Here is a 26,158-nt window from a genome sequence, read left to right on the forward strand (position 1 = left end):
CTTTTTATCTACCACAGCATTTTTTATATTTTTTGCCACTTCCACAGAGACACGGGTCATTTCTCCCAATATTCTCTTTTTTAGCTAATGCATGTATCTGGGGTTTCAATTCATTAATCTTGTTTTTTAACCGCTCGGCTTCTTCCTCAAGTCGCTCCTTCTCTGCTAATAACCGCTTTATCTCAACAATCTCTTCTTCTGATACATCTTCATCTATTTCACCAATACCATCAATATACATAATCTATTTTCACGCCTTTCTTGCCACAAAATACGATGAATCGCCCAGATGAAACCTGAACTCACCCTCAATTACATCCTTTTCTTTGTACATTACCCACCCATAACCATTCACTGGTTCACCTTCATCATTTCCTTCAAAAGTAAACTCAAATCGGTTTTTCCCAGCATAATCTATTGTCCTGCCATGTAACTGAGCTGATATTAAACCAAATTGAAAGTTGCCGAGATTATCAGGCAAAACATCAATATATGCCTGTACTTCCATGTTAAAATAATCTTCATCCCACTGTTCCATATCATATATATGTCATTTCCCTGTAAAACTCATTGGTTCACATCTTTTTCTCATCCACCACAACATTTCTTATATTTCTTACCACTACCACAGGGGCAGGGATCGTTTCGTCCAACTTTTAAATCTTTAACAACTGTCTGTGTATTTGATTTCTTACTACCCTCTATCATTTTATTTTGTAGCATTCGTTTTCTCTTCCGCTCTTCACAATCTATATGGAAGCATGCCCAGTGCTCTATTTCTGCTATAGTATCATCTATCAGCTTCATATGTGTATTATTTTTTGAACTTTCAATAACAGATATCTGGTCTCTTCTCAGTGTTCGATTAACTGACTCAATTCCAATAACTCCTTCATCAATCATGTCATTATTAAACGCATTTTTAATTTCGTCATAGATTTCTTGAGGATATAGTTCATCAGAATAGACTACTACTTCGGCTAAAACATACGGATGCTGATCTTCTAAGCCTCCATTCAATAGCTCTTTGTAATAATTCAGAACCACATTTCTTTCCATTCTATCATTGAGCACCAATATTGCCAATGCTCTCAGTGCTTGACCTCGAGCATATTCATCCGCTTCTACATTCGTTATCAGGTTCTTTATAGGTTGAGCATCATCATGGTACACTGTAGCTAGTATTCTTCCTGCATCTTCACATATCACATCTCCAAACAAATCGTGTGGCATTGTACCAGATAGGTTTAAAATATCCAGAAAAATAGGAAACAGCTCTTTGACCCTAAATTGAGCCAGAAGGTAGACTGCGTAGATATGAGCAAAGTACTTATGCTCATTTTTATACTTTTCCGAATTATCTCTGACTTGCTTAACTATATCAATCAAGTATGGTATAGCTTCATCTTTTCTATCAATAATCTCTTTTATTGCATCCCTAGGGAAAACGCCATTATTATACTCAATCTTCTTTATTAGTTCCTGCATTGCTCCAACTCCTTATTTTATTCGGTAATTTTATTCGTAAGCCCGCCAAACCCAGTCACATCAATGTGTTTAAGTTCTATATAGCAGTGTTACCGTCTCCACGTGCGTGGAGTAGACAAAAATTATGCCGTTAAGACATATTTCTTCCTTGATGGCAGAGTATCTTCTCAATGTAAACCAATTTTGAAGAATAATGTTTCTTTTCTTCATCCATTTGGGAGTTCTTCAAACTTTGGTACTTTCTCTAAGTCATTATCCCAGCTTGCTTTGTTTGCATAATAGATATGCCCTCGCGGTTTAATGTTTATGTCACTATCAATACTTCCTGCGGGAACCACCAGTAGTTTTCCATCAAATTGAATATTTGGCAGAGCTGATCCGCAATTGATGCAAAAGCTTTTTATGTGTCCTTCTGAACGCAAGTTAAAGGTTTTAGCTTTATCTTCACCAGACAGCCATCTTAACTCGGCTGTAGAAGAAAACAGATTGGCTGCATGGGCTGAACCTGTATCCTTACGGCATCGTTCACAATGACAAAGAAAAAATTTTTCAAAATCCCCTTCTATCTCAAAAGTAACTTCACCACAAAGACATGATCCTGTATATTTCATAATCAAATCTCCCTTCAATAATTCTCCGTTATATCTGATTTCGTATCAGAGTCGATTGTATCACATATCTTTAGAAACTAAAACATTCCCACAAGATTTTTCCATATCTCAAGGAAAAGAAAAGAGCCTAAGCATGAAACTCATACTAGACTCTTTTCCATTCCGAATTATATATTAATTTGCATTTAGCTTTACTACAATCTTAACAACAAATACTGACTTAAATAACAGTTAAACTACCTTGACCTCCTCAAATAGAATCTATCTAATCAGAGATCCCTCTGTTCAAAAAAACAACTTCCATTTAAAAGCTAATCACCAATGGCACCATCTCCGTCATGTATAAGCTTTATTGAGTTTTTCTTCCATTCACTGCCTGTATTCCTCTTTAGGTGGAAGCACCTTTTGTTTCATCTATCAAACATTCTTTCAGGCATTTTATAGTGATCTATTGATTCCATACATTTTATTGTGCAAGGGAATCATCTCCTTTGTTTGTTATGTAATATTAATACCACATAAACTGTTACCTAAACATATTTTTTAAAATTTAGCAGTTGGACTGTGATTAATTTCTACCTCAGCCACCACTTTGTATTCTTCCTTGTCTCCACTTGCCTTGACCTTGATTGTTACCTCTACTGCCATCTTCTCTATCTACTCCGTTTTTAAAAGCTCTCAAATGATTTTCAGATGCATTCTTTAATCTTTCAAAAACACTTCTGACATCTACAGGCAATTCTTGTTTTAAGAACTTTTCATACATTGCTATATTTGCAATTTCAGCCTGCACCCCGGTTTCAAGCGCTTCGTTAATACTAGCTGGTATAATGACGTAATCATTTGCAGTATCTTCCGGTAACTCAATGTCATATACTTCAAATAGCGGCTTCAATAACGATATATGCTGCTCTTCAGACTTTATAATGTTGGAAAATGGTCTTTGTGTCCCAAATGTATCCATGATCTTTTGATACTCACTTCGGGCAAGATATTCATCTTGAACCGCATACTTCAGCATTTCTTCAAGCGAATAACTCTCTTGTAAACTTGCACCTCTAGCACCAAAATCCTCTCCGGCTGCCAAAACCGTTGTGCCAAAAATCATAATTCCCAGCAAACTAATTGTTACAAATGCTACTAATGATTTTTTCATTACCATACATCTCCTTTTAAAAATTTTAATTTAATGATTTTGTTATTTATACTATACCGCTGAATTGTGACAAAAATATGGTAAATTATATGTTATTTTATGAACTTTCTGCAAACTGATTTAGAAGCTACTCTTGCTTTTCTTAGCCTATATCCTGTTTTCAAGGCTTTCTTTTTAAACTCGAATGATTATCCCAAGAGTATCTTTCAATATCTATAAAATTTATTTATTGGTGTATATTTTTATTTCTCGGTATTTATTCATGTGCCAAGATTGGCACGAAATTGGCACGATTTTAATTACCTCAATAAATATCCACACAACGAAAAACCCTCTATCCCTACAGATAGAAGGTTTTCATGGTGAGCCATCCGCGACTCGAACGCGGGACACCTGTGATGATAAATAAAAAAACGTTGTTTAGGATTTATAAACACCGACGTTTTTGATTAAAATTTATTTATATTTTTTTATTAAATTCTTCCATTGTAATGCCTAGCTGTTTTTTTAATATTTCTCTCCACACATTACCGTAAATCTCACCAGTACCTTTCGAAACCTTTGTTCTTCTGATATTGCCGTTATCATCAGTTTTTCTGTAAAAATAGTGGTCTGTTTCTTTGTATAATTCCCATCCATCACGCTCACAAAAACGCTTTAATTCTTTCCAGGTTGGCATTTTACAGTTGCTCCTATTTTATTAATATCATCAAGCAACAAAACTTTAAGAACATACGGCAAATGTGATTTTCTGTTGGGCGCATTACTCCAGAAATTAAACTCATTGTAATATTCCTCAGCATACTCTTTCAATTCTTCAGCTAACATTAGCACTGCTTTTTCTTTTGTTTCGGAGTTAACCACTAAATCAATCTCATTTAATGAAAGAGTAACACTTCCGTTGTCCTCAATAAATTCCTCGGCCGTGAAAGAGTACCTCTCAAGTAAAGCCTCCATCGTTTGTAAATTGCTCAGTATAATTAAATCTCTTGTTCTTGTAACAAATGCAGGCTTTTCACGTACAACAGTATCGATTACACTACTCCATTCTTTTCTCGCCTCAGTTGCACTAATCGTAAACATATTATTCATCTCCTCACACCTCCATTATATAACAAAATGTACACAACGTCAATTATGTACATTTCATTATATGAAAAAGTAAAAAAAATATTCAACAGTCAACGGTTATCTCCACAGCTTTTATTTATTTTTACTTGCTTTTGTCCTCGTGTACTTATTCTTCCAAATAGATTGGCACGAAATTGGCACACGGAATAAATTACCAACTAATTCCCACATAACAAAAAACCGCCTATCCCTACAGATAAGCGGTTTCCATGGTGAGCCATCCGCGACTCGAACGCGGGACACCTTGATTAAAAGTCAAGTGCTCTGCCGACTGAGCTAATGGCCCAAATATAATGTGACGCTGGGAATTCCTGTGCGTCACAGGTATTTATGATACTATATAACCTGAATTATGTCAAGATAAAATTTGACTTTTTATAGATAACTTTCAAAAAAAAGTACTGAATATTTATAATTTCTCTTCCTATGCTGCATTCTCAACAACATCTGCCGGCCGTTGTGTAGGAATTTTAATACGCAGCACAGAGATAAAATTAATCACTGCAATGGCAGCAGCACAGAGAAAAACATACTCATACCCGAAGCGGGTCCAAACGATACCTCCTATAAAAGGCATTGTCATCGCTACTGCATGGTCAATACTCACTCCCATTGCAATGGTTGGTGATATATCTCCCGGTTCGTCTGCAATCTTTTTAACATAAGTAGCCCTTGCCATACTTACCCCCATCAGCATTTGGTCAATAATAAAGCATACATATGCCAGATAGATCCCATAGCTGCCCAATCCCATTTTTTCAGAAAAGCCGTATCCTATGCATACAAATACTAAAATTACCGCTTCGGCTGCCAATATTAATTTTTCTCCTAATAGGTCGATAAGCTTCCCTAGCATAGGCTTGAAGAAAACCCCGACCATGGACCCTACAATACCTAATATGGCGAAAATCTCCACATCCTGATTAAAAATTTTTATCAGCACCCAAGGCCCGAAAGTCATGAATACCTGTTTTCTTGCGCCGTATAATATATTCAGCCAATAAAACAGCGAATACTTTCTTTTTAATAGCACTTTCGTTTTGCGAGGTTGATAGACGCTTCGTGTCATAAACATGAAACCAACTGCCGCACAGGCCATTGCAACCGCAGCAATAGTAAAGGTAATCTGATAGCTAAAGTTCATATATCTGAAACCCAGCCATATGATGCTGCATCCTACAACAGTAGCTGCTGTGGTAATGGCCTGAAAAGTACCTAAAACACTTCCATCTTTTTTGCCATCTGATAGAGACATCCCGATACTGGAAGTCAACGGCAGATATATATGAACGCCCGAACTCTGAATGAAAAGCCAAGCCATTAAAACCCCATAACTCGGTGAAAAGAAACCCATGCCCATAAATCCCACCGCGGCAACAATATTAGCAAAGATAGCTAATCTTATATCTCCCAAAAAGTGGAATACCGAAAAAGATATCAGAACAACAAAGAATCCCGGAAACTCCCTTGGGAACTCTGTTAACCCTCTCATAAACGCAGTAATATCATAAGTTTTATCTAAAAAATTATTAAATGTTGTATCATATATTCCCATTCCTATGCCTATAAACATACTGCATAAAATGAACAAAAGAAAATCCTTATTATAATGATTTAGTACTCTTTTTATCATACTCAACCCCCAGATATTGATTCTATTTACCGGACAGTTTATACACTCTACTAAATCCTTCAGTAAACACAACGATTATTATATACCATCTTATGCAGCATTACAACAAAAAAGGAGTTCATCAGAATATTCTGATGAACTCCTTTTTACTATTAAATTATATCTTAGATTTTTAATACAAAATCTGCGTATGCTTGGGTAGCATGCTCACCATGGTCGAGTCCCATTTCTTCTTCTTGTTTAGTAACTCTCAATCCCATTGTATTCTTAATCACAGAGAACAGCACGAATGTGGTGCCTAGAGTCCATGCCGCTACAGCAGCTACACCAGCCAATTGAACCAATAATTGATTCACACCGCCGCCGTAGAACAATCCGCCTTCTACTGCGAATAAACCAACAAGAATTGTTCCAACACTACCGCATAATCCATGAACGCCTACAGCACCTACAGGATCATCGATCTTTAATACTTTATCAATAAATTCTATTCCGTATACGATAACGACTCCGGCAATTGCACCAATTGCAAGGGCACCCCACATGCTTACCGCCGCACAACCTGCTGTAATTGAAACTAATCCTCCTAGAGCACCATTTAGTGTTAAGCTTACATCGGGCTTTCCATATTTTATCCATGTAATAATCATAACTACTAATGCCCCTGCTGCTGCTGCTAAGTTGGTAGTCATTGCAATACTTGCAACTGCTGCGTCAACAGCTAATTCACTACCAGGGTTGAATCCGAACCATCCAAACCAGAGGATGAATACACCTAACGCACCTAAAGTAATATTGTGGCCAGGTATTGCGTAAACCTTACCATCAGCACCGTATTTCCCTATTCTAGGCCCGATAATGGCTGCACCAACCAATGCTGCCCATCCACCTACCGAGTGTACAACGGTTGATCCTGCAAAGTCTATAAATCCTAAGCTTGAAAGCCAGCCGCCTCCCCATGTCCAGTGACCAACGACAGGATAAATGATGATGGTAATAACTGCACTATATACAACATAAGAAGCAAACTTCGTTCTTTCAGCCATAGCTCCTGACACGATAGTCGCTGCAGTTGCAGCAAATACGGTTTGGAAGATGATAAAGGCAGGCATTGGTATATTTAGACCAAGATCAATAGTATCCGGATTTAGAAAACCGGTAGTACCGATGAATCCCATTAAGTCATCACCAAACATGATTCCGAAGCCTACAACAAAAAATGTAATTGATCCTATAGAAAAGTCCATTAAATTCTTCATAATAATATTACTTGCATTCTTTGCTCTTGTGAATCCGGCTTCTACCATCGCAAAACCTGCTTGCATAAAGAATACCAGGAATGCTGCGATCAGTACCCAAATTGTATCCAACGCGTTTTGCACACCTTCCGGTGTTAAAGCCTCGTCGGCTGCAAAAGCAACTACAGGTAGTAATACTATGCTCATTATCAAAAGTAACACTAACACTCTTCTTGACATTTAAAACACCCTTTCATCTCATTTATTCATAGCTTATAATGCTGCGTCTCCAGTTTCTCCTGTTCTAATTCTTATCGCATTTTCTACATCGTAGATAAATATCTTACCATCACCTACATTGCCGGTATTCATCGTATCTCTTACTTTCTTAATAATTCCTTCTACGGAGGCATCAGGAATTATAATATCTACTTTTATTTTGTGCAGTAAATTAATGGTAAGCTCTGCACCCCTATACATTTCTTTTATTCCTCTTTGGTTCCCGCATCCCATCACGGTGGATACCATCATTCCCTTTATCCCTGCTTTGTCAAGAACTTCTTTCAGCTCCTCCATTTTTTCCGGGCGGATAATAATTTCAAGCTTTTTCATAAATAACACACCTCTCCTTTATTTTTTATATAAGAAAAGACGCCGTGAATAAACACCGGCGCCTTAGCCAACATAATAATATATGCTCATCAACGAGCTATGAAATTTACGGGTAGTGGGTATTACAAGTTACTGATTATTGCATTGTATCTATTATGATCTTTGCGATATCTTTCATTGGAACTCCGCTGTCCATGCTTTGTTTTTGAATCCTTCTATAGGCTTCCGGCTCCGGAAGTCCCATCTTTTCCATTAAAAGACCTTTTGCTCTGTCAATCAATTTTCTCGATTCAAGATTTTTCTTCAATTCATTTACTTCGTCTTCTAGCTTCTTGACTTTTCTTTTACTTCGTAAAACAATATCAATAGTATAAATTAATGTTGTCTTATTCAGCGGTTTGTTTAGACAAATAATATCCAAATGGCCTGCTGAACCTTCAATATCTTCCTTCTGACTCTGATTTGTTAGCACTATCACAGTACACAAACCATCTCCCGCTACGATCTTTCCAACTTCAAAACCTGTAGTATCGGGAAGCTCATAGTTGATAATCAGAACATCCGGTCTTAACATCCGAACTCTTCTGATAGCCTCATTTCCAGAATTACAAACATCCAGAACATTGAGTCCGCTTTGTATGAGCACGTTTCTTATACGACTTCCCAACTCCATATTATTTATTGAAACAATTATATCTGCACGGCTCATCACCAACACTCCCCCATCATCCCTCAATAAAGATCGAGTTAATATTTGGTGAGATACTGATCAATTTCCCACTGATGAACCTTTGTTCTATAATCATCCCATTCAATTAATTTTGCTTCTATATATCTTGCGTGAGTATGAGAACCAAGCGTCGCTTTCATTAACTCATCGTTTTTCAGCTGCAGAATAGCTTCCTCCAGACTTTCCGGGAGACTATCTATACCATATTTATCCCTGGCGGCAGCGTCCATTTCATAAATATTTTTTTCGATGCTGGCCGGAGGCTTTAAATCGTTCTTTATCCCATCTAATCCCGCTGCCAATGCGACTGCAAGTGTAAGATAAGGATTGCATGAAGGGTCAGGATTTCTCAACTCGACACGAGTACCTGCTCCCCTTGTTGCAGGAATCCTTATTAAGGGACTTCTATTTTTAGCAGACCAAGCAACATAAACGGGTGCTTCATACCCCGGCACCAATCTTTTATATGAATTCACAGTCGGATTTGTGATTGCTGCCATTGCCTTTACATGCTTTAAAATACCGGCAATAAAATTATATGCGATTTTACTTAAGCCTAGCTCATCATCCGGATCATAAAATACATTTATGCCATCTTTAGAAAGTGACATGTTGGTATGCATTCCTGAACCACTGATTCCGAATATCGGCTTAGGCATAAATGTTGCATGCAATCCATGTCTCTGCGCCATGGCCTTTACTACCAGCTTGAATGTCATAATGTTATCGGCGGTTTGCACCCCTTCGGAATATTTAAAATCTATTTCATGTTGTCCTCTTGCAACTTCGTGATGGGATGCTTCAATCTCAAAACCCATTTCTTCTAACATCAGACACATATCTCTTCTTGCATTTTCACCAAGATCAATAGGTCCTAAATCAAAATATCCTGCATTATCATGGGTAATGGTTGTAGGATTTCCATTCTCATCGGTCAAGAATAGGAAGAACTCACATTCCGGTCCCACGTTAAATGTATAACCCATATCGGCCGCTTCTTTAACGACTTTTTTTAGAATATATCTAGGGTCTCCTTCAAATGGAGTACCATCAGGGTTATATACATCACAAATCATTCTTGCTACTCTTCCGGGCTGTGGTCGCCAAGGAAAAATACTAAAAGTAGTTGGGTCGGGTCTTAAGTACATATCTGATTCTTCAATTCTTACAAATCCTTCAATTGATGAACCGTCAAACATGCATTGATTACTTAACGCTTTTTCCAATTGGTTTGATGTGATAGCTACATTTTTCAAAGTTCCAAAAATATCCGTAAACTGAAGTCTAATAAATTTGACATCCTGCTCTTTCACCATTCTCATTACATCTTCTTTGGTATAGTCTGACATGCATATCAAACCCCTTTCATCATGGTCTATAAATAATAACGATTAACTACTGATTATTATTCATTCCCTATTTTATACATTTCATATCTAGTAAAATAGAATTAAATACAAAAAGACGTTCCTACTTAAAGACAACTTTTAAGATTATCTTTAAAGAACGTCATTGTTCCAATAATTATTAAATATATTGGTAATGCTTTAACTTGATTCTATTATATCATAATTTTAAAAAAATGCAATAGAAAATTATAAATATTTTGCAATTTATCTTATGAAAAATTTCATTTTTAGTGCATATATATTGTAAATTGTATATAAAGTATTAGAATTTTGAATCAATAAATATTTCAATATGCATTTACAAGCATGTACAATTATAATAGTATTTACAAACATCAGGTATCTTCCAATTATTTATTGAATATATTATAAAGATATTATATAATTTTACCATAAATATTTTAGAAAGGAAGGATTATACATATGGACATGAACAATTTATCAATGCTGTTTGCAGTGCTTGGAGTCTTCATGTTGTTTTTATTTATCATCGGCATCGTACTATATGTCTTGTTTGCAATAGGACTCTATGGGATGGCAAAAAATCAACAACTGGAAAACGAATGGTTCGCCTGGATCCCCATACTCCAGCTTTACATTATTGGGAAGATCCTTAAGGAAATCAAGATTGCTGATTACACCATCAGCAGGCTTGAAATTGTTTTACCGGTAGCAACCCTGGCTATGATAGTTCTATCAGGCATCCCAGTGATCGGGTGGTTGCTGGGTTTAGCGTATTTTGTTTTTAATATCTTCGTCACGTATCAACTCTTCAAGATGTATAAGGGTGATAAAGCTACGTTGATGACTGTCTTAAGTTTTATATTGTTCTTCATGGGGCCTATCTATATATTCAACTTAAGAAATGCATCTCCTATGCTAAGTAAAGAACCTCAGCAGGATATTATCATGTAAATTACATATGCGGACGGCCAATGGCCGCCCCATAGCGGCTACCCGTTATAGTAAAATCTGTTTCTTTATTATTTTAGTCATGAAAAAAACATGGCACCTTAATCGGTACCATGTTTTTTTATTTCTATTGAAATTTAAATCTAATTATTTTAAGTTTGTTGAACTCATTAAATATTTGTCACATTCTCTTGCTGCAGCACGGCCTTCATTGATTGCCCATACTACAAGACTCTGTCCGCGACGCATATCACCGGCTGCAAATATACCTTCTATATTTGTAGCAAATTTACCATAAGCTGCATTTACATTGGAACGAGCGTCACTCTCAAGTCCTAACTGTGATACAACAGTATCTTCCGGACCGGTGAATCCCATCGCCAAGAGTACTAATTGTGCAGGCCATGCTTTTTCTGACCCTTCAATCTCTTTCGGACTAAATCTGCCTTGTGCATCCTTAACCCATTCGATATTTACAGTGTGTACTTCTTTAACCGCACCGTTCTCATCACCGACGATTTTCTTGGTCATGATGCAATATTCACGCGGGTCTTTACCGTACAACTCCGCAGCTTCTTCCTGACCATAGTCCATACGATAGATCTTGGGCCACTGCGGCCATGGGTTATCAGGTGTACGTTCTTCCGGCGGCTTCGGCATAATTTCAAGCTGTACCACACTCTTGCAGCCATGACGGATAGATGTTCCTACACAGTCTGTTCCGGTATCTCCGCCACCGATAACAATGACATCTTTTCCTTTTGCACTGATATAGTTGCCATCTTCAAGATTGGAGTCAAGAAGGCTCTTTGTATTGGCCTTCAAAAATTCCATTGCAAAGTATACACCGCTTAACTCTCTGCCTTCTACTGCCAAATCTCTAGGATTGGTAGATCCACAACATAAAACTAAGGCATCATACTCAGATTTCAGTTTTTCTACAGGATAATCCTTACCGATCTCCGTATTGGTAACAAAAGTAATTCCTTCTTCAGCCATTAGGTCTACTCTTCTCTGCACGATGCCCTTATCCAGCTTCATATTAGGAATACCATACATTAACAAGCCGCCGATACGGTCAGCCCGCTCATATACTGTTACCGAATGTCCTACTTTATTTAATTGAGCAGCGCAGGCCAGACCTGAAGGTCCGGACCCAACTACTGCCACTTTCTTTCCTGTACGTACCTTAGGGGGTTCCGCTACTACCCAGCCTTCTTCGAAGGCTCTATCAATGATATGACACTCATTATTTTTGATAGTAACTGCCGGCTCCAACATCCCCAATGTACATGATCCTTCACAAGGTGCCGGACAAACTCTTCCGGTAAATTCCGGAAAGTTGTTGGTCTTAAGAAGCCTATTAAGGGCTTCTTTCCACATCCCTTTATAGATCAAATCATTCCATTCAGGGATCAGGTTGTTAATAGGACAGCCCGATGCCATTCCGGCTAGCAGCATACCGCTGTGGCAGAATGGTATTCCGCAATCCATACACCGCGCGCCTTGCTTTTGCAGTTCTTCTTCATTAAAATGGTCGTGGAACTCCTGCCAATCACCAATCCTTTCGGAAGGTGCACGATCTACAGGCAGTTCACGTGTATATTCCATAAATCCTGTTGGTTTACCCATCTCATGTCCTCCATTTCTTGTGATTGCAGCTTAGTTTCCACTTACACGTGCCATATCACGATTATTTTCTTGGAAAGCAGCCATCATGGCTTCTTCGCCGCTCAAGCCGGCACTTTGTACTCTTTTAAGCGCTTGAAGTACCACTTTATAATCCTTAGGTATTACTTTAACAAATTTTTTCACCATTTCATCCCAGTTTTCAAGGATCCGCTTTGCAACCGTACTTTCAGTATAGTTTGCATGCTTGGTAATCATATCTTTTAGTTCTTGAGCATCTTCTTCATCTTGCAGGTCTTCCAAATAAACCATTTCTTTGTTACAGTTTTCTTTAAACTTTCCGTTTTCATTGTACACATATGCGATCCCCCCTGACATACCTGCCGCAAAGTTTCTTCCGGTTGACCCCAGAATCACCGCGCGTCCTCCTGTCATGTATTCGCATCCGTGATCGCCTACTGCTTCAACAACTGCATACACACCGCTGTTTCTCACACAGAAACGTTCTCCGGCGCTTCCTCTGATATAGGCTTCCCCTGCTGTAGCGCCATAGAATGCAACGTTACCGACGATAACATTGTCTTCAGGTACAAAGGTAGACTCTTTCGGAGGCACTACAATAAGTTTACCACCGGATAAGCCTTTACCGATATAATCGTTGCTGTCACCTTCAAGTTTCATGGTTACACCTTTGGAAACAAAAGCCCCAAAGCTTTGACCCGCTGAACCTTTAAAGTAAAGCTTAATAGTATCTTCATCAAAACCTTTTAGTCCATGCTTCTTGGCGATCTCACTTGCCAAAATCGTTCCAACCACACGGTTTGTATTTTTTATAGGCAATATCGCTTCCACCGGTTTTCCTGATTCCAATGCAGGTTTGCATATTTCAAGTAAGGAGTTGTAGTCTAAAGACTTTTCCAGTTCATGGTCCTGCTTCATGGTACAATATCTTCCTACATTTTCTCCTACTTCAGGTGTATAAAGCAGTGCGGATAAATCTACGCCTTTAACCTTCCAATGGTCAATAGCTTTCTTAGGCATCAGCTTATCTACACGGCCAACCATTTCATCTATTGTTCTAAAGCCCATTTTAGCCATCCACTCACGTAAATCCTGGGCAATAAATCTCATGAAGTTTTCTACATGTTCCGGTTTACCCATGAATTTCTTTCTCAGCTCCGGATTTTGAGTAGCAACCCCTACAGGACATGTATCTAAGTGACATACCCTCATCATGACGCAGCCCAGAACAATCAGTGGAGCTGTCGCAAAGCCAAACTCTTCGGCACCAAGCAATGCGGCAATCGCTACATCACGACCGGTGAGAAGTTTTCCGTCGGTCTCAACGGTAATCCTGCTTCTCAAATCGTTCATCAACAGCGTTTGGTGTGTTTCAGCAACACCTAACTCCCAAGGAAGTCCGGCATGACGTATGCTGGTTCTTGGTGATGCTCCGGTACCACCATCATAACCGCTGATGAGTACAACATCGGCACGGCCTTTTGCAACACCTGCTGCAATAGTTCCTACACCCACTTCAGATACCAACTTAACCGTAATTCTTGCACCTCTGTTTGCATTTTTTAAGTCATGAATCAACTGTGCAAGGTCTTCAATGGAATAGATATCATGGTGCGGAGGCGGTGAAATCAATCCTACACCCGGTGTAGAATATCTTGCTTTTGCAACCCACGGATATACCTTTCTACCCGGCAGTTGCCCGCCTTCACCCGGTTTAGCTCCTTGTGCCATTTTAATCTGAATCTCTTTGGAATTTACCAAATATTCGATTGTAACCCCAAAACGTCCTGACGCAACCTGTTTGATCGCACTACATTTTGAATCTCCATTCGCCTCCGGAATAAACCTTTCAGGGTCTTCTCCGCCTTCACCGGTATTGCTCTTTCCGCCTATACGGTTCATCGCAATTGCTATACTTTCATGCGCTTCCTTACTGATGGAACCGTAAGACATCGCACCGGTTTTAAATCTTTTACAGATAGACTCAACGGATTCTACCTCATCGATAGAAATCGGCTGCTCTACCATTTTCATATCCAATAAACCTCTAATGGTGCAGTGACTTTGAGCCTGCTCATTAATTAATCCGGTATATTCTTTGAACAGTTCATAGTTACCTGTTCTGCACGCGTGCTGAAGCTTATGCACTGATTCCGGATTGAAAAGATGATATTCTCCATCTTTTCTCCATTGATAATTTCCGCCGCTCTCCAGATTTTTTACATCCGCCTGACGCTCGGCAAAAGCACTCTCGTGACGCATTTTTGCTTCTTGAGCAATCTGTTCAATGCCAACACCGCCAATTCGGGATGGTGTCCATGTAAAGTATTTATCAATTACTGCACTATCAATACCCAACGCTTCGAAAATCTGTGCGCCTTGATAACTCTGTATGGTTGAAATCCCCATCTTGGACATTACTTTTACAACACCCTTGGTAGCTCCTTTAATATATTTATAAATCGCATCTTTATAAGTGATATCCGTTAGAAGGTCGTGTTCAATCATATCTTCTATTGTTTCAAATGCCAAATACGGATTAATCGCACTCACACCATATCCCAGTAAAAGAGCAAAATGATGTACTTCGCGCGGTTCGCCTGATTCGAGCAGCAAGCTCACTTTCATTCTTGTTCCTTCACGAATGAGATAATGATGCAGACCCGCAACTGCTAACAGCGCCGGGATGGGTGCTTTCTCAGCATCTACACCTCTATCGGATAGTATTAAGAAATTATATCCGTCATCGATTGCTTTATTTGCAGATTGGAACAACTCTTCCATCGCTTTTCCCAATCCTATGCCGCCTTCCGCCGCATTAAACAGAATCGGAAGAGTTGTTGCCTTAAAGCCTTCTCTAGTAATTCTTCTTAGTTTTTCCAACTCTTCATTGCTAAGAATAGGAGTCTTTAATTTAATCTGTCTGCAGCTTCTTGGCCCCGGTTGAAGCAAATTCCCTTCCGAACCGATCATGGTGATAGAAGATGTAATCAATTCCTCACGCAGTGCGTCAATAGGCGGATTGGTTACCTGCGCAAAAAGCTGTTTAAAGTAATTGTACAAAAGCTGTGGCTTGTCGGATAAGACCGCCAACGGGATATCGGTACCCATTGCTCCGATCGGATCTATTCCGTCTTTTGCCATTGGCCCGATAAGCACTTTTAATTCTTCAGTAGTATACCCGAATGCTCTTTGTCTTTTAAGAACCGATTGATGTTCTTCTAAACGTCCATGTTCAACATCAGGTAAATCCTTTAACTCAACAAGGTGCTCATTTAACCATTCACGGTAAGGCTGCTGTACAGCAATGCTATTCTTTAATTCTTCATCTTCGATAATACGTCCTTCTTTTGTATCAATTAGGAACATTTTACCCGGATGAAGTCTTTCTTTCTTCAGAACATTCGCCGGATCAATATCTAAAACACCTACTTCCGACGATAAAATAACCATATCATCTTTTGTTACATAATATCTTGAAGGTCTTAAACCGTTTCTGTCCAATACCGCCCCTACATATGTGCCATCGGTAAAGCCGATCGCTGCAGGGCCATCCCATGGTTCCATCATACAACTGTGGTATTCATAAAAAGCTCTTTTTTCGTCGCTCATGCTTTCATGATTCTCCCATGGCTCAGGAATAGCCATCATCACGGCATGTGGTAAAGAACGACCTGCCAGTGTGAGCAATTCAATATAGTTGTCCAGCATCGCTGAGTCACTGCCATCCTGATCAACAACAGGAATCACTTTTTTCATGTCCTCACCAAATAAGTCTGATTCAAACATCGCTTCTCTGGCATGAGTCCAGTTCACGTTTCCACGTAAAGTATTGATTTCACCATTGTGTATAATATAACGATTCGGATGTGCTCTCTCCCAACTTGGGAAAGTATTGGTACTGAACCGTGAATGCACAAGCGCAATCGCTGTTTGCATATCTTCATCCAATAAATCAGGATAAAACTCGTCCACCTGTTCCGGCGTCAACATTCCCTTATATACGATAGTACGGGAAGAAAGGCTTGTAAAGAAGAAATACTCTCCACCCTTCATGTCGGAATGACGAATTTCTTTTTCTGCACGCTTACGAATAATATAAAGTTTTCTTTCAAATGAAAGCTGATCTTTAACATTTTCATCCTTCTTGATAAAAATTTGTCTTACATAAGGCATTACAGCCTTTGCAGTATTACCTAATGAAGAGTCATTGGTAGGAACCGTTCTCCACCCGATAACACTTTGTCCTTCTTCTTGAACGATTTTTTCCAGGTGCTTTTCACATGCTTCTCTTTCCTCAACATTAGGCGATAGGAAAAGCATTCCGACGCCATATTGTCCTTCCTCAGGAAGCTTCATCCCATTCTCTGCACATACTTTTACAAAAAAGCTATGCGGATTCTGAAGCAATATACCGGCGCCGTCACCTGTATTGGTTTCACAACCACACCCACCACGATGAGTCAGGTTTATCAGTATTGTTATTGCTTGACGTATGATCTCATGTGACTTCTTCCCCTTTATATTCGCCACAAAACCAATACCGCAGGCATCATGTTCAAAGCCTGGGTCATAAAGCCCCTGCTTTTTTGGTATTCCAAGATGATTCATAATGGCCAACCTTTCTATATTTATTATATTAGCTCGGAGCTCGGCATTTGGAGCTCGGAGTAAAACATCAATAGGAAGCAAAATAGCTGTTATGAAATCTACTCTCAATAACAGCTATGATATATATCCTTATTTGTAAAACATATACAAACAATTTTAAATAATAACATCATCGCTATTATAGGTTAACTTTATGGTGATATCGGTCCCGGCTTTGGCTATACCGATATCATTATAGGGAATTATGCTTTGGCAGCAAGTTCAAAACCAATCTTGAACTAATTGCCTTTATAGGGAGTAAATCAACTGTCACGAGTGACCGCTGACTGTCTAAATCATAATGCGATGCCGGGATATCACACTATAATGACCAATAAAACAACGGTTAAAGCTAATAAAAAAAGCGTACTCAAACAAATTCTCTAAAAGAGAATGATTGAGAACGCCATTGTTCTTTTGCATATTAAACTCTAATTGACTTCATTATATTATATAATTAACGAAAAATCAATACCTTTTTTGCTTTTTTTGCAATTTTCTCCTTCGCGAATTGCAAAAACATATTAAACGTAGTCTATGTTCATATTTATACATCATCACGACACAACAAAAGCATCATTCTACAAGAGTTTTATAATGCAGAAAATCTCTTATCGCATTTTGTATTTACTTCATATTAAGAGGCTGTGAAAAGGTGCTTAACCGTTCGAAAATCAAACATGTGGACAGTCCCTCTGTTATGCCAAAACCAGGCAAACAGCAGGGACAGTCCCCAAGTTCGATTTTCTCTATGTGCTATATTCGATTTTTTTCATAACTCCTATATATTAATCTTAATATCCGATCCTATACATAGGATTTTAAAACTTTAGAAAATTCAACAATATTAAGACATAACAATAGTTAATAAAAAAGGCGCACTCAAACAAATTCCCCATAAGAGAACGATTGAGAACGCCATTGTTCTTTGCATATTAAACTTTACTTAACTTCATTATATTATACAATTAAAGAAAATGCAATACCTCTTTTATTACTTATGCAACTTTACTCTCAACAAATTGCATAAGCAACATATTAAACATAGTTTATGTTCATAAACGCACACTATTATGGAACAGTCAGAGCATTATCCAGCAATAAGTTTGCATAACACAAAACTTTTTATCGCATTTACTTCATATATCTTAGATCTTAATATGCAATTCCATGTGCATACATGGACTTTGCAACTTTCATGAATCCGGCAATATTGGCACCTACAACAAAGTTTCCTTCATGACCGTATTCTTTTGCTGCAGCAGCTGAATTTTTATAAATATCTACCATGATATTCTTCAATTTAGCATCTACTTCTTCAAATGTCCATGAATATCTCATGCTATTCTGACACATCTCGAGGGCTGATGTTGCAACACCGCCGGCATTGGCAGCCTTAGCAGGTCCAAAAAGAACACCGTTCTTTAAGAACACTTCAACAGCTTCTGGGGTTGAAGGCATGTTAGCACCCTCTGCAACGGCAAAGCATCCGTTTGCAACAAGTGCCTTTGCAGCTTCTTCATCCAGCTCATTCTGAGTGGCACATGGAAGAGCAATATCACACTTGATCGACCATATACCGCCACATCCTTCGAAATACTCTGCATTCGGATGGTAGTTGAGGTATTCTTTAATCCTTTTTCTTTCTACTTCTTTAATCTGCTTAACTGTATCAAGTTTGATTCCTTCCGGGTCATATATATAACCGCTGGAATCGCTTAAAGCGACAACCTTAGCCCCTAATTGATAAGCCTTTTCAGTTGCATAGATAGCAACATTACCGGAACCGGAAATGACAACTGTCGAACCTTTGAAGGACTTACCGGCAGCATTCATCATTTCTTCTGTAAAGTAGCATAAGCCATATCCTGTGGCTTCAGTTCTTACAAGGCTTCCGCCATAAGTTAAGCCTTTACCTGTTAAAACACCGGTGAATTCATTTCTTAGTCTCTTATATTGTCCATACATATAACCAATTTCGCGTCCGCCTACACCGATATCCCCTGCAGGAACGTCAGTGTCTGCACCAATATGCCGCTGAAGCTCTGTCATAAAGCTTTGGCAGAATCTCATCACTTCTTGGTCGGACTTACCTTTAGGATCGAAATCCGAACCACCTTTACCACCACCGATAGGAAGTCCGGTTAAGGAATTCTTAAAGACTTGCTCAAAACCTAAGAATTTGATAATACCTGCGTAAACGGATGGATGGAATCTCAAACCACCCTTATATGGACCAATAGCACTGTTAAACTGTACTCTAAACCCTCTGTTTACCTGAACCTTGCCACTATCGTCTACCCATGGTACTCTAAAGTATATAACTCTTTCAGGTTCAACCATCCTGTCAATGATACCGGTTTTTACGAACTCCGGATGTCTCTCTACAACCGGCTCCAGCGATTCCAATACTTCTTTTACCGCCTGATGAAATTCAGGCTCAGCTGGGTTTCTTTTAATTACTGTTTCCATTACTTCTGCTAAATAAGCATTTTTAAAAGTCATTTAGATTTACCCCCTATAATTTAGTATTGTTGGTTTGCTGACTTTGCCCGCTTCCCCAAACGGACTGATCAAAACTTATATTACATAGCCAATAATATAAGCTTGCAACACGTTAGTATAATTATATTGTAATTAATAAAAATTTGCAACATTTTTTTCTCAAAATTTCAAAACCGTAATATACATTACTTCAAATTTAATATTGGAAAAAATGCGCAAAATCAAATATAACTAATATTTACAGTTCTAATACATTATATATGCATATGTATCTTCTACTTTTTTTGCAATATATTTTGCAATTAATGCAAGAAAACTTGCAAAATATTGGTCATTTTGAATATTTACATGCATAAAAATAACACACCAAACATACCGGCGTTTTATATTTGTATTTTTCTTACAAAAAAAAAGACCCATGTAGTGTTTTTCAAACAGTACATTAGGTCTCTCATATGTTCTACAACTGTAATCTGTTCTTTAATCTTTGAACTGCCTCTTCAGTGTTCTCCTTACTGCCAAATGCAGTCAATCTAAAGTATCCCTGTCCGCTCGGACCAAAACCTACTCCAGGTGTTCCAACTACATTTGCTTCACTGAGCAGCTTGTCAAAGAATGCCCATGAATCCAAACCCGCCGGTGTTTTCAGCCAGATATACGGTGCATTCACTCCGCCAAATACCTGCAGGCCTAATGCTTCAACACCCTCCCGAATGATTTTTGCATTCGTCATATAGTAACTGATTAATGCCTTGATTTGCTTTTGTCCTTCTTCGGAATAAACGGCAGCAGCTCCTTGTTGAATAATATAGGGTACTCCGTTAAACTTGGTAGTTTGTCTTCTATTCCATAATTTATTCAACTGCACCTCGGCACCGGTACTTGTGTACGCCGCCACTTCCTTAGGTACAACGGTAAATGCACACCGGGTTCCGGTAAAACCTGCATTTTTTGAAAAGCTTCTGAATTCAATTGCAACTTCTTTGGCACCTTCTATCTCATAAATGCTGTGCGCCACATCATCCTCTTGGATATATGCTTCATAAGCTGCATCGTAAAGTATAATCACCTTGTTGGCCTTCGCATAATCCACCCATTTTTTTAGTTCTTCCTTGGTGATGGTGGTACCGGTGGGATTATTAGGAAAACATAAATAAACGATATCTACTTTTTCGCTGGGAAGTGAAGGTATAAAATTGTTTTCTGCGGTACATGGTATATATACGATCTTGCTCCATTTTCCTTGATCGTTCAATTCACCTGACCTGCCGGCCATCACATTGGTGTCTACATAAACAGGATAGACCGGATCAGTCACAGCAATGATATTCTCTGCTCCGAATATCTCCTGAATATTACCGGTATCACTCTTAGAGCCATCACTCACAAATACTTCATCGGTATCCAGTTTGATACCGCGCGCAGCATAATCACATTGTATAATCTTTTCAATCAGGAATTGATAGCCTTGTTCCGGGCCATATCCCCTAAACGTTTCAGCGTCTGTCATTTCATCAACCGCTTTATGCAGATTGGAAACTACTGCTTCAGGAAGTGGTCTGGTAACATCCCCGATTCCCAATCTAATAATCTTTGCTTCCGCATTGTCTTTCTGGAAAGCATTAACCCTTCTTGCAATCTCCGCAAATAAATAACTGCCAGGCAGCTTTAAATAATTCTCATTCACTAATGCCACTGTAAATCATTCCTTCCTTAAAATATATTTTCTGTTTACGGTTCACAGTTCACAGAATTTCTAAGCGCTTTTCTGTGAACCATGAACGGTGAACCACTTTTAATCTAACACGAGCGGTGACAGGACCGCAGTCATAATAAAGTGCTAAATTGTTCGGAAATCTGACTTTCTTCACATCTTCTTATATTGTCCATTGTACATTGTTCATTGTACATTATTCACTATTCGTTATTCACTATTCACTGCTTACTCTTCTATTTCCCCATCAAATACCTTTGTCGCAGGCCCTGTCATATATACATGGTTATCCTGCTCATTCCATTCGATGAATAAATCCCCTCCGATGAGCTTGACGGTTGCTTTTCGGTCACTAATATTATTCATCACCGATGCAACCAGTACCGCACATGCACCTGTACCGCATGCTAGTGTCTCACCGGCACCTCTTTCCCATACCCTCATTTTCAATGTCTGCCTATCCATGACTTCTACAAACTCGGTATTGGTTCTCTTTGGAAAAATCTTATGATGCTCAAATTTCGGACCAACTTCTTCTATTTTAAGCTTATCTATATCCTCCATATAGGTTACCGCATGAGGATTCCCCATAGATACACAGGTAAATTTATAAATTTGACCGTCTACTTCAACGTCCTCATTAACAAATTTTTCTTTTGCATGTACTACCGGTATTTGATCAGGTATTAAGATAGGCTCTCCCATGTCCACTTTTACGGTTTTCACTTGGCGATTTTCCACTTCCATTTGAAGAATTTTCGTTCCCGCCAATGTCTCTACCGAAATAGTATCTTTATTAGTTAGACCATTATCATAGACAAACTTACCAACACACCGAATAGCATTCCCACACATTTCAGCTTCCGAACCATCGGAATTAAACATCCTCATCCTAAAGTCTTCAGCAGCTGACGGCATAATGAGTACCAATCCGTCAGAACCCACGCCAAAATGCCTATCACTTATTTTAATCGCAACCTCCGACGGATTTGCAACTTTTTCTTCAAAACAATTTACATATACATAATCGTTTCCGATCCCCTGCATCTTAGTAAACTTCAATATCATCCCTCCTTACAATTACTTAATTATGTATTTATATTATAACATCTATTGGAAAATGTCAATTCGGACGGCCCGATTTTTGCAAGATTGACCCCTTAAACTTTCACATTTTTTAATATTAATAGGTCACTACCGATTTCACTTTTACCCCTTTTATATTCCCTAGTTTACCGGTCATAGCGCCGATATCATCATTTGTCCCATCTACAATCAGAGAAATGATAGATATTCCTTTATCTTTATACGGCAATCCCATTCTGCCTACAATAAGATGACCATAATTGGAAAGGATTTCATTGACTTTATTTGCTTCATCTTCTCTATTACTAACTATAATGCCAACTACCGCAATTCTCGTTTCGTTTTTTTTGCTTTGCTCTGTCATTTTTCTGCCTCCATCAACCAGAGATATCCTTAAACATCTCATATATTCAGTAGTCAATATTATAACATGTCAATTTATTTTAAACAATCTGTTCCTCACTTAGGTATACTAGTACCCATACATATGCTGTCCGATATTACTATAATTTATTATCCGCTCATTGTTCTTTTATTTATTGGAAAATTAGTGCAATTATTACTAATGCGTTGACAAATTGCCGCAGCTATAAGTATAATAATATTAGAAATTGGAAAAGGATAGAATCTGAGGAGGGAAAATGATGGTAAAAGACATACTAAGTGATGAATTTCAATATACAGTACAAGAGCTGCTGGTAAGGAACAAAAGTATTCTTGATTCTTTAACTAAGTTTCAAGATTCTAACGCACGTGTAAACCGTTCTATTATTAAGGCTGTTACACAATGCAGCTGCATAAAAATAAATGCAGAAAAACAACTTTTTCCTGAAGATGCAGATTTTGATGAAGTCCGGAGTAACCTGTCAACACATCTGGAAGGGACATTATGCGAAAATTGCAGAGACATGATAGAAAAAGAAATGGGACGCAATTTATTTTATTTGGCCTCATTATGTAATATATTAGATCTGAATATGTATGATATTCTAATAAAAGAACTTGATAGGGTAAAAGTGCTTGGAAAATACAACTTAAGATAGTGAATGGTCGATAGTTGAATCCTATACCTTACAGGTTTATTGTTATTTATAAAAATCATATTTTTAAAGCAGATAGAAGATTTGGTCTTTTATCTGCTTTCTTATATGTTACGGTTATCGGTAAGAAGCTGCTGCTGAATCTTTTCAAGAGATTCTTTGATGGTTCTTGCTCTTACATTTCCGATGCCCTCTACTTCATCCAACTCTTCTATGGAAGCGTTTAAAATACCTTGGAAATCTATAAATTTATTTACCAGATTCGCAATGACCGAAGCCGGTACCCGTGGCACTTTGCTAAGCATCCTATATCCGCGGCAGCCCACAGCAGCATCCAATATACTCATACCTCCATAGTAACCCAACGCGCGACACAAGAAAGAAAAGTCCAGCAACTCTTCCTGTGTGCAGCAATGAATTTGCCGCACGATATCCTCGGCTGTCTTTCCTTCCATCGGAACGTAGTAATCCCGTATTACCAGCGCACCATCTTGCTCAGTATGATTTACCAGCTCTTCCAGCTGCATACTAACCAACCGTCCCTCTGATCCCAGCTCACAGATGTATTTATCAATTTCATATACTACCCTCATTACCATTTCCGTTCTCTGTAGTACCACCACCACATCATAGAGTGTAACCATATCTTCGAATTCCAAGACACCTAGATTTGTCATCGCATTATCCAATACGGATTTATACTTTTCCAAAGTTTGAAGTGCCTGATTTGCTCTAACTAAAATACTGCCCGCATCTTTCAAAACATATCTGTTGTGTCCTTTATATATCGTAATAATATTGCGGCGTTGAGATATGGAGATCACCAGCTCTCCGGTTTGTTTTGCCACTCTATCGGCTGTCCGGTGCCGTATTCCTGTCTCAAATGTGTCTATAGATGGATCAGGTACAAGCTGTGCATTTGCAAACAGAATCTTCTTTATATCTCTGGTTAATATGATCGCTCCATCCATTTTCGCAAGCTCATACAGATGTGCCGGTGTGAACTCTTTATTAATGGTAAAGCCGCCATCTATGATATCCATCACCTGAGAAGAATCACCTATTACAATCAGCGCACCGGTTTTCGCTCTTAAAATACTTTCCAATCCTTCTCTGAAAGATGTACCGGGAGCAACTACCTTTAACGCTTCCATTAGTGCATTCCCTTTCATTCTTTCATCCCGCATATGAAACCTCCAGCATCAGTTTGTAATTTACATTAATTTGTTACTTTTAAATGTTTCGTGCAATAACTTCCAATGCCTCACTTACACTTTTTACACCAATGACTTTCAAGTCCTTTTCTTGCTTAAGATTCTTTGCATTTTCACTAGGTACTATACATACATTAAATCCTAACTTAAAGGCTTCATTTACTCTTTTATCCACTTGATTGACAGCTCTCACCTCACCTGTAAGCCCTACTTCTCCTATTAACAGGGTGTGGGGTGAAACTTGGAAATTCTTAAAACTTGATGCGATTGCAGTAATTACACCTAAGTCGGCTGCAGGCTCTTCAATTCTTATTCCACCAATCACATTGATATACGCATCGTGATTCTGCAAATGAAGTCCTACCTTTTTCTCCAATACCGCCATAAGCAAAGAGATTCTGTTATAGTCTATCCCTGTAGACATTCGCCGTGGTATTCCAAAACCGGTAGGTGATACCAGCGCTTGGACTTCTGCCAAAACCGGTCTTGTGCCCTCCAATGTACATACGACGCAAGAACCCGAAACATTAATCGGCCTTCCCGATAGGAACATCAGCGAAGGATTATCAACCTCTACCAACCCCTTGTCCCTCATCTCAAATATCCCAATCTCATTTGTGGAACCGAACCTGTTTTTTACCGCCCTTAGAATCCTATAGGATTGGTGCCGCTCACCTTCAAAATACAAAACACAATCTACCATATGTTCCAGCACTCGCGGCCCTGCCAGTGTCCCTTCCTTTGTCACATGCCCGACGATAAAAATTGCAGTATTGCTTTCTTTGGCTAATCTCATCAAATGGATAGTAGTTTCCCTTACCTGACTGACACTTCCGGGTGCCGAAGTGAGATCAGGTTTAAAGACGGTTTGGATTGAATCTACGATCACCACATCCGGTTTCAAGTCATTGATGCTTTGTACAATGGCGTCAATATTAGTTTCTGCCATTAGCAACAGGTTAGGTGTGGTGATCGCGAGCCGATCCGCTCTGATTTTAATTTGTTTTACCGATTCCTCTCCCGATGCGTATAATATCTTTGCCTTTCTGCCGATGTTCTCACATATTTGCAATAGAAGGGTAGACTTTCCTATCCCCGGGTCCCCTCCTACCAGCACGAGAGAACCTCTCACCATTCCTCCGCCCAGCACTCTATCCAGCTCCTTCAAGTCGGTGGAAAGCCTCTCTTCACGGGTCACTTCTACTTCATTTAAATGTACCGGCGCCGTCTTAAATGTAATCGTACCGGCCTTATTTTGTGTTTGCTGTACTTCTTCTACAAGTGAGTTCCATTCACCACATCCTGGACATTTCCCCATCCACTTGGGCGATTCATACCCACAATCCTGACATATGAAAATTGTCTTTTGTTTTGCCATA

At 38.8% G+C, this 26,158-nt stretch carries 22 protein-coding genes and 1 tRNA gene; 2 read left to right on the forward strand and 21 right to left on the reverse strand.

Annotation, left to right across the window (positions count from 1 at the left end; genetic code table 11):
• Positions 1-4: 4 nt before the first annotated feature.
• The 13 genes from QKW49_RS11625 to glnA form a co-directional block, all read right to left on the reverse strand.
• Positions 5-241, reverse strand: a complete 237-nt coding sequence (locus QKW49_RS11625) for an SEC-C metal-binding domain-containing protein (protein ID WP_282867697.1) — start codon at positions 239-241, stop codon at positions 5-7.
• Positions 242-250: 9 nt separating this feature from the next.
• Entirely contained in the window at positions 251-538 is a 288-nt protein-coding gene (locus QKW49_RS11630; protein ID WP_282867698.1) for a hypothetical protein, read from the reverse strand.
• Positions 539-588: 50 nt separating this feature from the next.
• Positions 589-1,488, reverse strand: coding sequence for a DUF1186 domain-containing protein (locus QKW49_RS11640; protein ID WP_349239110.1), 900 nt, complete (start codon positions 1,486-1,488; stop codon positions 589-591).
• Between the two features lie 206 nt (positions 1,489-1,694).
• Positions 1,695-2,099 carry a GFA family protein gene (locus QKW49_RS11645; protein ID WP_282867699.1) on the reverse strand — a complete coding sequence of 135 codons (405 nt, stop codon included), beginning with the start codon at positions 2,097-2,099 and terminating at the stop codon, positions 1,695-1,697.
• Positions 2,100-2,679: 580 nt separating this feature from the next.
• Positions 2,680-3,255 (reverse strand): DUF2202 domain-containing protein, encoded by a 576-nt coding sequence (locus QKW49_RS11650; protein ID WP_282867700.1) that lies wholly within the window; start codon positions 3,253-3,255, stop codon positions 2,680-2,682.
• A gap of 460 nt (positions 3,256-3,715) precedes the next feature.
• Entirely contained in the window at positions 3,716-3,934 is a 219-nt protein-coding gene (locus tag QKW49_RS11655) for a type II toxin-antitoxin system HicA family toxin (RefSeq protein WP_282867702.1), read from the reverse strand.
• Positions 3,913-4,338 (reverse strand): hypothetical protein, encoded by a 426-nt coding sequence (locus QKW49_RS11660; RefSeq protein ID WP_282867703.1) that lies wholly within the window; start codon positions 4,336-4,338, stop codon positions 3,913-3,915. The genes QKW49_RS11655 and QKW49_RS11660 overlap by 22 nt, the downstream gene beginning before the upstream one ends.
• 258 nt (positions 4,339-4,596) lie before the next feature.
• Positions 4,597-4,672, reverse strand: a tRNA-Lys gene (locus QKW49_RS11665).
• A gap of 138 nt (positions 4,673-4,810) precedes the next feature.
• Positions 4,811-6,019, reverse strand: a complete 1,209-nt coding sequence (locus QKW49_RS11670) for an MFS transporter (RefSeq protein ID WP_282867704.1) — start codon at positions 6,017-6,019, stop codon at positions 4,811-4,813.
• Between the two features lie 164 nt (positions 6,020-6,183).
• On the reverse strand, positions 6,184-7,497 hold the full coding sequence (locus QKW49_RS11675) for an ammonium transporter (RefSeq protein ID WP_282867705.1): 1,314 nt from the start codon (positions 7,495-7,497) through the stop codon (positions 6,184-6,186).
• Between the two features lie 33 nt (positions 7,498-7,530).
• Entirely contained in the window at positions 7,531-7,869 is a 339-nt protein-coding gene (locus tag QKW49_RS11680; RefSeq protein WP_282867706.1) for a P-II family nitrogen regulator, read from the reverse strand.
• A gap of 136 nt (positions 7,870-8,005) precedes the next feature.
• Positions 8,006-8,578: an ANTAR domain-containing protein gene (locus QKW49_RS11685; protein ID WP_282868126.1), complete on the reverse strand. Its 573-nt coding sequence runs from the start codon at positions 8,576-8,578 to the stop codon at positions 8,006-8,008.
• 38 nt (positions 8,579-8,616) lie between these two features.
• On the reverse strand, positions 8,617-9,948 hold the full coding sequence (gene glnA / locus QKW49_RS11690) for a type I glutamate--ammonia ligase (protein ID WP_282867708.1): 1,332 nt from the start codon (positions 9,946-9,948) through the stop codon (positions 8,617-8,619).
• Positions 9,949-10,431: 483 nt separating this feature from the next.
• On the opposite strand from glnA, the gene QKW49_RS11695 reads away from it, so the two are divergent.
• Positions 10,432-10,923: a hypothetical protein gene (locus QKW49_RS11695; RefSeq protein ID WP_282867710.1), complete on the forward strand. Its 492-nt coding sequence runs from the start codon at positions 10,432-10,434 to the stop codon at positions 10,921-10,923.
• A gap of 144 nt (positions 10,924-11,067) precedes the next feature.
• Here the strand turns inward: QKW49_RS11695 and QKW49_RS11700 are convergent, their stop codons facing one another.
• The 6 genes from QKW49_RS11700 to QKW49_RS11725 all read right to left on the reverse strand — a co-directional run bounded on the left by QKW49_RS11700 (position 11,068) and on the right by QKW49_RS11725 (position 22,889).
• Complete coding sequence (locus QKW49_RS11700) at positions 11,068-12,552, reverse strand: glutamate synthase subunit beta (RefSeq protein ID WP_282867711.1); 1,485 nt, start codon at positions 12,550-12,552, stop codon at positions 11,068-11,070.
• Positions 12,553-12,582: 30 nt separating this feature from the next.
• A complete protein-coding gene (gene gltB / locus QKW49_RS11705; protein ID WP_282867712.1) occupies positions 12,583-17,181 on the reverse strand; it encodes a glutamate synthase large subunit in 4,599 nt (1,532 codons plus the stop codon).
• Positions 17,182-18,375: 1,194 nt separating this feature from the next.
• Entirely contained in the window at positions 18,376-19,725 is a 1,350-nt protein-coding gene (gene gdhA, locus QKW49_RS11710; RefSeq protein ID WP_282867713.1) for an NADP-specific glutamate dehydrogenase, read from the reverse strand.
• 460 nt (positions 19,726-20,185) lie between these two features.
• Complete coding sequence (locus QKW49_RS11715; RefSeq protein ID WP_282867714.1) at positions 20,186-21,421, reverse strand: LL-diaminopimelate aminotransferase; 1,236 nt, start codon at positions 21,419-21,421, stop codon at positions 20,186-20,188.
• 246 nt (positions 21,422-21,667) lie between these two features.
• Entirely contained in the window at positions 21,668-22,501 is an 834-nt protein-coding gene (gene dapF, locus QKW49_RS11720; protein WP_282867715.1) for a diaminopimelate epimerase, read from the reverse strand.
• A gap of 121 nt (positions 22,502-22,622) precedes the next feature.
• On the reverse strand, positions 22,623-22,889 hold the full coding sequence (locus QKW49_RS11725) for a TM1266 family iron-only hydrogenase system putative regulator (RefSeq protein WP_282867716.1): 267 nt from the start codon (positions 22,887-22,889) through the stop codon (positions 22,623-22,625).
• Between the two features lie 280 nt (positions 22,890-23,169).
• On the opposite strand from QKW49_RS11725, the gene QKW49_RS11730 reads away from it, so the two are divergent.
• A complete protein-coding gene (locus QKW49_RS11730) occupies positions 23,170-23,568 on the forward strand; it encodes a DUF1573 domain-containing protein (protein ID WP_282868127.1) in 399 nt (132 codons plus the stop codon).
• A 101-nt stretch (positions 23,569-23,669) separates the two neighbouring features.
• Here QKW49_RS11730 and disA read toward each other — a convergent pair whose 3' ends face one another.
• Both disA and radA read right to left on the reverse strand, forming a co-directional pair.
• Positions 23,670-24,752, reverse strand: a complete 1,083-nt coding sequence (gene disA / locus QKW49_RS11735; protein WP_282867717.1) for a DNA integrity scanning diadenylate cyclase DisA — start codon at positions 24,750-24,752, stop codon at positions 23,670-23,672.
• A 46-nt stretch (positions 24,753-24,798) separates the two neighbouring features.
• On the reverse strand, positions 24,799-26,157 hold the full coding sequence (gene radA / locus QKW49_RS11740) for a DNA repair protein RadA (RefSeq protein ID WP_282867718.1): 1,359 nt from the start codon (positions 26,155-26,157) through the stop codon (positions 24,799-24,801).
• Position 26,158: the final 1 nt, after the last annotated feature.

It is taken from the genome of Petroclostridium sp. X23 (genome assembly GCF_030013905.1).
GTDB lineage: Bacteria > Bacillota > Clostridia > SK-Y3 > SK-Y3 > X23.